General features: G+C 67.5%; 6 protein-coding genes. 1 reads left to right on the top strand and 5 read right to left on the bottom strand.

Annotated features, from left to right (window positions below; genetic code table 11):
* Positions 1–22: 22 nt before the first annotated feature.
* Positions 23–775 (bottom strand): phosphate signaling complex protein PhoU, encoded by a 753-nt coding sequence (gene phoU / locus GXZ33_RS12245; protein ID WP_291341497.1) that lies wholly within the window; start codon positions 773–775, stop codon positions 23–25.
* Positions 776–848: 73 nt separating this feature from the next.
* The gene (gene dusB, locus GXZ33_RS12240; RefSeq protein WP_291341496.1) at positions 849–2,003 is read right to left on the bottom strand and encodes a tRNA dihydrouridine synthase DusB; all 1,155 of its coding nucleotides are present in this window, start codon (positions 2,001–2,003) and stop codon (positions 849–851) included.
* Positions 2,004–2,259: 256 nt separating this feature from the next.
* Here dusB and GXZ33_RS12235 point away from each other — a divergent pair, with 256 nt between their 5' ends.
* Entirely contained in the window at positions 2,260–3,762 is a 1,503-nt protein-coding gene (locus tag GXZ33_RS12235) for an acetyl-CoA hydrolase/transferase family protein (protein ID WP_291341494.1), read from the top strand.
* A gap of 80 nt (positions 3,763–3,842) precedes the next feature.
* Here GXZ33_RS12235 and GXZ33_RS12230 read toward each other — a convergent pair whose 3' ends face one another.
* The 3 genes from GXZ33_RS12230 to GXZ33_RS12220 all read right to left on the bottom strand — a co-directional run.
* On the bottom strand, positions 3,843–4,808 hold the full coding sequence (locus GXZ33_RS12230; protein ID WP_291341493.1) for an SLAC1 anion channel family protein: 966 nt from the start codon (positions 4,806–4,808) through the stop codon (positions 3,843–3,845).
* Positions 4,809–4,876: 68 nt separating this feature from the next.
* On the bottom strand, positions 4,877–5,599 hold the full coding sequence (locus tag GXZ33_RS12225) for a peroxiredoxin (protein WP_040086679.1): 723 nt from the start codon (positions 5,597–5,599) through the stop codon (positions 4,877–4,879).
* Positions 5,600–5,718: 119 nt separating this feature from the next.
* The coding region (locus GXZ33_RS12220; protein WP_291341491.1) for an ATP-binding cassette domain-containing protein at positions 5,719–6,572 on the bottom strand (854 nt) is incomplete at its 5' end.

Below are 6,572 nucleotides of genomic sequence, written 5' to 3'. Positions count from 1 at the left end.
TGCGGGCTTTTCCCGGCCGGAGTTACAGCGGGGGGCGCTGCTGGCCGCGGTGGGAGAACTGGCGCTCCAGCTCCGCGAAACGGGCGGCCATGTCGGCCTCGGCGCGGTCGCGTTCCTTCTTCTCCCGGTACTCGTCGGTGCTCAGCCCGGAGGTGAGGTAGACGACACGGGCGGCGACGTTGACGCAGTGGTCGGCGTAGCGCTCGTAGTAGCGAGAGAGCAGTGCGACGTCGACGGCCTCCCGGGTGGAGTGGGCCCACTCGCGCATGGTGAGCATGGTGAGCATGTACTCGTTGAGGTCGTCGACGGCGTCATCGTCCTCGTTGAGGACGAGGGCCACGTCGGCGTTGGGGTCGACGAGGATGTCGTGGGTCTTCTCACCCATCTCGTCGACGAGGCGGGCCATCTCCCGGAAGTAGCCGAGGAGTTGCTCCGGCACGGCGTGCTCCGGGTGGCGGCGGCGGGCGGCCTTGGCGATGTGCATGGCCAGGGCCCCCATGCGGTCGAAGTCCTCGACGATGTAGATGGAGGAGACGACCTGGCGCAGGTCGCGGGCGACGGGGCCCTCGAGGGCGAGCAGCTCGACCGCCCGGTCCTCGCTGCGCTGGCGGATCTCCTCGAGCGCGTCGGCGCTGCTGAGGGAGTCCTCGGCAGGTTCCAGGGACGCGGTGAGGAGGGCCTCAGAGGCGTTGTGCATGATCGAGCGCACCGTGTCGCACATGACGATGAGGTCGTGGGCGAAGTTGTCCAGATGTTCTCGGTAGGCGATGCGCATGCAGATCATCATAAGAGGTGCAAAACGGAATCGCCTGTCCAGCGCGGGGACACGCTGATGAAACTGAGAATCGTTAGCCGCCGGAGTGCATGATGTCGGCGCCGACGGGGACGGTCTCATCCTCCGGGTCGTCGAGCCAGCCCTCGGGGAGCACCACCTTGGACGGGGAACCCTGGCGGCCGCGGGCTCCGTCGGAATCCTCGGCGACGACCTCGGAGTCGGCCCAGGGGGCGAGCAGTTCACGCAGGTCAGCCAGCGTCGAGATACGGGACAGCTGGGAGCGGACCTCGCCGCCGACGGGGAAGCCGCGCAGGTACCAGCCCATGTGCTTGCGCAGGTCCCGGCAGGCGTGCGCCTCGCCGTCGTGCTCCGCGAGCAGTTCGGCGTGCCGGACGATGATGCGCGTGACCTCTCCGAGTGTGGGGGTGGGCGGGAGCGGCTCGCCGCGCAGTTCCGCGGAGAGCTCGGCGAACAGCCACGGACGGCCGAGGCAGCCGCGGCCGACGACGACGCCGTCGCAGCCGGTCTCGTCCATCATGCGGCGGGCGTCGCCGGCGGCGAAGATGTCGCCGTTGCCCAGGACCGGGATGCCGGAGCCGTCGAGATGCTCGACGAGGGCGGCGATCTGGGACCAGTCCGCGGCGCCGGAGTAGCGCTGGGCGGCGGTGCGGGCGTGGAGGGCCACTGCGGCGGCTCCCTCCTCGACGGCGATGCGGCCGGCGTCGAGGTGCGTGTGGTGCTCGTCGTCGATGCCCACGCGGAACTTCACGGTCACGGGGATGTCGGTGCCTTCGGTGGCCTTGACGGCGGCGGCGACGATGTTGCCGAAGAGGCGGCGCTTGTACGGGAGGGCGGAACCGCCGCCGCGGCGGGTCACCTTCGGGACGGGGCAGCCGAAGTTCATGTCGATGTGGTCGGCCATGTTCTCGTCGACGATCATCTTGGCGGCCTTGTAGGTGTACTCCGGGTCGGTGGTGTACAGCTGCATGCTGCGCGGATTCTCGTCCGGGGCGAAGGTCGTCATGTGGAGCGTCTTCTCGTTGCGTTCCACGAGGGCGCGGGCGGTGATCATCTCGCAGACGTAGAGGCCGGAGACGGTGCCCGTCTTCTCGATCTCCTGCTCACGGCACAGCGTGCGGAACGCCACGTTGGTGACACCGGCCATGGGGGCCAGTACCACGGGGGAGTTGAGCGTCAGGGATCCGATCTTCACAGTCACAGCCCCCATTCTCCCCCGCGGGGGTGGTAACCCCCAAACCAGGAGCGGTCTTTTCCGGACGTTTCCGCAGTTGGTGCCGTAGAATTAACACAGTTGCGTGCTTTTAGGCGGGACCACGCTATTTCCGCTAATGTGGTCACCGTAACTAAACGGCCCCCAATGTAACCGAGCTGACACTACATCTCCTCGGGCAGGGTGCCGGCCGACAACTCTCACAGACACTGCGGGCCATCCATGTCCAGGCCCGGTAATCAGGAGGTACTTCATGTCCGATCGCATCGCCAACGCCCTTCTGCGTGGCAAGGTCATGTCCGCTGACGAGGCTGCACAGTTCATTGACAACGGTGACAAGGTCGGCATGTCCGGCTTCACCGGTGCGGCCTACCCGAAGGCGCTCCCGACCGCGATCGCCAACCGTGCCAAGGAGGCACAGGCCAAGGGCGACACCTACAAGATCGACGTGTACACCGGCGCCTCCACCGCCCCGGACTGTGACGGCGTCATGGCTGAGGCCGGTGCGATCAACTACCGCATGCCGTACCAGTCGGACCCGATCATGCGTAACGCCATCAACTCCGGCGAGATGAAGTACCAGGACATCCACCTGTCCCACTCGGGCCAGTACGTGGAGCACGGCTTCTACGGCCAGCTGGACGTGGCCGTGGTCGAGGCGACCCGCATCACCGAGGAGGGCCACCTGATCCCGTCCTCCGGTGTCGGCAACAACGTCGACTACCTGGACGCCGCCAAGAAGATCATCATCGAGGTCAACGAGTGGCAGTCCGTCGACCTGGAGGGCATGGCCGACGTCTACCGCATCGGTCACCTGCCGAACCGTACCCCGATCCCGATCATCAACTCCGGTGACCGCATCGGCAAGACCTACATCGACATCGACATCTCCAAGGTCGTCGCCGTCGTCGAGACCAACGCCCCGGACCGTAACGCCCCGTTCAAGCCGGTCGACGAGACCTCCCAGAAGATCGCCGGTTACTTCCTGGACTTCCTGGAGGGCGAGGTCAAGGGTGGCCGTCTGGCGTACGACAACTACATCATGCAGTCCGGTGTCGGTAACGTCCCGAACGCCGTGATGGCCGGCCTGCTGGACTCCAAGTTCGAGAAGATCGAGGCCTACACCGAGGTCATCCAGGACGGCATGGTCGACCTGATCGACGCCGGCAAGATGACCGTCGCGTCCGCGACCTCCTTCTCCCTGTCCCCGGAGTACGCGGAGAAGATGAACGCGGAGGCCAAGCGCTACCGCGAGTCCATCATCCTGCGCCCGCAGCAGATCTCCAACCACCCGGAGGTCATCCGCCGCGTGGGCCTGATCTCCTCCAACGGCATGATCGAGGCCGACATCTACGGCAACATCAACTCCACCCACGTCGCCGGTCAGCGCATCATGAACGGCATCGGTGGTTCCGGTGACTTCACCCGTAACGCCCGCATCTCCACCTTCATCTCCCCGTCCGACGCCAAGGACGGCGCGATCTCCTCGATCGTCCCGTTCGCGTCGCACATCGACCACACCGAGCACGACGCCATGGTCGTCATCACCGAGTACGGTGTCGCCGACCTGCGTGGCCTGGCTCCGCGTGACCGTGTCGCCAAGATGATCGCCGTCGCGCACCCGGACTACCGTCCGCTGCTCGAGGAGTACGTCGAGCGTGCGAACAAGTCCAAGTTCCAGCAGACCCCGCACGACCTGGCAACCGCGTTCTCCTTCCACCAGCGCCTGCTGGAGAACGGCTCCATGAAGAAGTAGCTTCTGCTTGCCGACGCAGAGAAACCCCCGTCACCCGCATACCGCGGGCGGCGGGGGTTCGCCGTTGTCAGGGGGCAGGGTCACTCGGCCACGAAGACCTGTCCCTGGACTGCTCCCCAGGCGACGCGGATGACGGCACCGAGGACGATGCCGGTGGCGGCGGCCAGGGCGATGACGGCCAGGGCGGTGTGGAAGCCGGAGCCGGTGGCGCCGGCCATCGCGACTGTCACGGTGGCGACGGTGGCCACGGGGAAGGTGTAGGCGAGGATCGGTAGGGAGAAGGGCAGCTTCACCAGGCGGGGGACCTGGCTGAGCAGCAGGAGGGCGAAGAACACGGCGGCGGCGTGGAGGATGATGCCGACCGGGTCCGCGAGGTGGCCCGTGAGCTGCTGCCAGGACAGGGCGATGACCGACGGCGGGGCCAGGAAGATGGCGATCGTCGGGGTCAGCTTCGTCGGCAGCGGGTTGTCGTGGACGAGGACGCGGTTGAGCAGCATCGGCCACAGGCCCAGCCAGAAGATGACGCCGATGCCGAAGGAGAACCAGGCCAGCTCCAGGTTGCCCACCGCGGGGGCGGCCAGCGGGGTGACGGCGTTACCGACGATGGGGATCAGCCACGCCGGGGTCATGGTGTCGCGGTTGATGTCGTCCCGGCCGAACCAGGAGCTGATGACGTAGAAGGTGGCCACGAGGTGGCCGACCGCGCCGATCCACCACATGACCCGGGCGATGTCGGGGGCGATGTCGCTCAGGCCGGTGGCGAGGAGCAGCAGGGAGATGGTGATCGTCGGCACGAACGCCATGCGGATCGGGTGGGTGAGGTCCGCGCGGACGGCGTCGGGGTGGCGGATGAGCTTGGCCAGGTAGGCGCCGGCGACGAGGATGAACACGGTCACGGCGATGCCGAAGAGGATGTGCCAGGGCCAGGAGGGGAGGTCCCAGACGAGGGCGGCGCGTCGCCACGCGAGGGACAGGCCGCCGAGGCCCATGACGGCGGCGAAGAGGGGAACCGGGACGTGTCTGATGATGGAGTGGGTGTCGCTCACGGCGGCCTTTCTGATGGGGCGGAAAAGCCCCGGTGCTCGGGGAGCACCGGGGCGTCGATAAGCGGGGGTTACTTCTGGATGGCCTTCTCGACGGTCTCCTCGTCGATCGCCTTCGTGCAGAAGAACCAGTCGACGCACTCGACGTCCTCCTCGCCACCGGTCATGCGGTTCTCGGCGACGCCGCAGGAACCGGCGGTGGGCACGATGACGCGCTCACCCGGACGCCAGTCGGCGGGGGTGGCGACGTTGAACTCGTCGGCGGTCTGCAGGGCCTTGACCACGCGCAGGATCTCGTCGAAGTTACGGCCGGTCGACAGCGGGTAGTAGAGGATGGTGCGGACCTTGGCCTCGGGGTCGATGATGAAGACCGCGCGGACGGCGGAGGTCTCGGCCTCGCCCGGCATGATCATGCCGTACTTGCGGGAGACGTTCATGGACACGTCGTCGATGAGCGGGAACTTCACGTCCACGTTCTTCCAGCCGCGGAACTCCATCTTCTCGCGGATGGTGCGCAGCCAGGCGATGTGGCTGTACAGGCCGTCCACGGAGACGCCGACCAGCTCGGTGTTGTACTTGCGGAACTCGTCCTCCATGACCGCGAAGGTCATGAACTCGGAGGTGCACACCGGGGTGAAGTCGGCGGGGTGGGAGAAGAGGATGACCCACTTGCCCTTGTAGTCGGAGGGGAAGTTGACCGGGCCCTGGGTGGACTCGGCGGTGAACTCCGGAGCTGCGTCTCCGATGCGGGGCATGTGGTAGGTCTGCTGGGTGTCGGTGGTGGTCTCGGTCATGAGATCGCTCCTTCTCGGGGTGGGGGAAATAGGATTTATCGATACCCTGTGGGGTATACCTCAATGGTAGCAATATTGGCTGCGGCTGTCAATGGATTTGGAAAAGAGTGACGTACCTATCAGTCCTCGTGGGTGACCACGACGACGGTCCGCTCCGCCCGCTGACCCGGCAGGGGACCCCCGGTGAGCATCTCCAGCAGCGGGCCGGCGTCGGCGGCGGTGATGTGGGCGGTGGGTTCGTCGAGAAGCAGCACCGGAGTCTCCGAACACAGCGCCCGGGCCAGCAGCAGACGACGCCGCTGCCCGGAGGACAGCGACCCCGCGCCGTCGGCGAGCTCGAGATCCAGGCCGCCCGCCGCCTCCAGCCAGGGGCGCAGACCGACGGCCGTGAGCGCCTCCCACATGACCCCCTCGCTGACCTCCGGGTTGGCCACGCGCAGGTTCTCCCGCACGGTGGTGGCGAAGACCCACTCGTCCTCGGTGTGCACCCGCACCATCCGGCGGCGCCGCTCCGGGTCCGGTGAACCACCCAGTGTCACCACCCCCGCGGCCGGCTCCAGCAGTCCGGCGAGGGTGAGCAGCAGCGTCGTCTTGCCGCAGCCGCTCGGCCCCCGGATGACCTGCCGCGCGCCGGGCGCGAGGTCGAGGTTCCACGTGCGGTCGCCCCACGCGCAGCGCAGGTCAGCGGCGTGCAGGGCCTCCGGCTCCCCGCTTGCCGACGTCCCCCCGCCCACCGCCGCCGTTGTCTCCGTCGTCTCCGGTGCGTGCGGCGAGAGCAGGGCGGACAGGCGGCGTTCCGCCGCGGCCGCCTCATCGGCGTGGATGGCGGCGGCGGCCAGCGGCCCGTGCGCCTCGAAGGCGGCCAGCGGCAGCATGATGAGCATGCCCAGCCACGTGGGGTCACCGGTGTAGCTGAGGGCACCGATGGCCAGCAGCACCACCACGGTGACGCCCGTGGTCCACGCCTCAGCGG

The sequence above is a fragment of the Corynebacterium sp. genome (assembly GCF_012838985.1).
GTDB lineage: Bacteria > Actinomycetota > Actinomycetes > Mycobacteriales > Mycobacteriaceae > Corynebacterium.
This window is presented reverse-complemented; position numbering and strand designations above follow the sequence as displayed.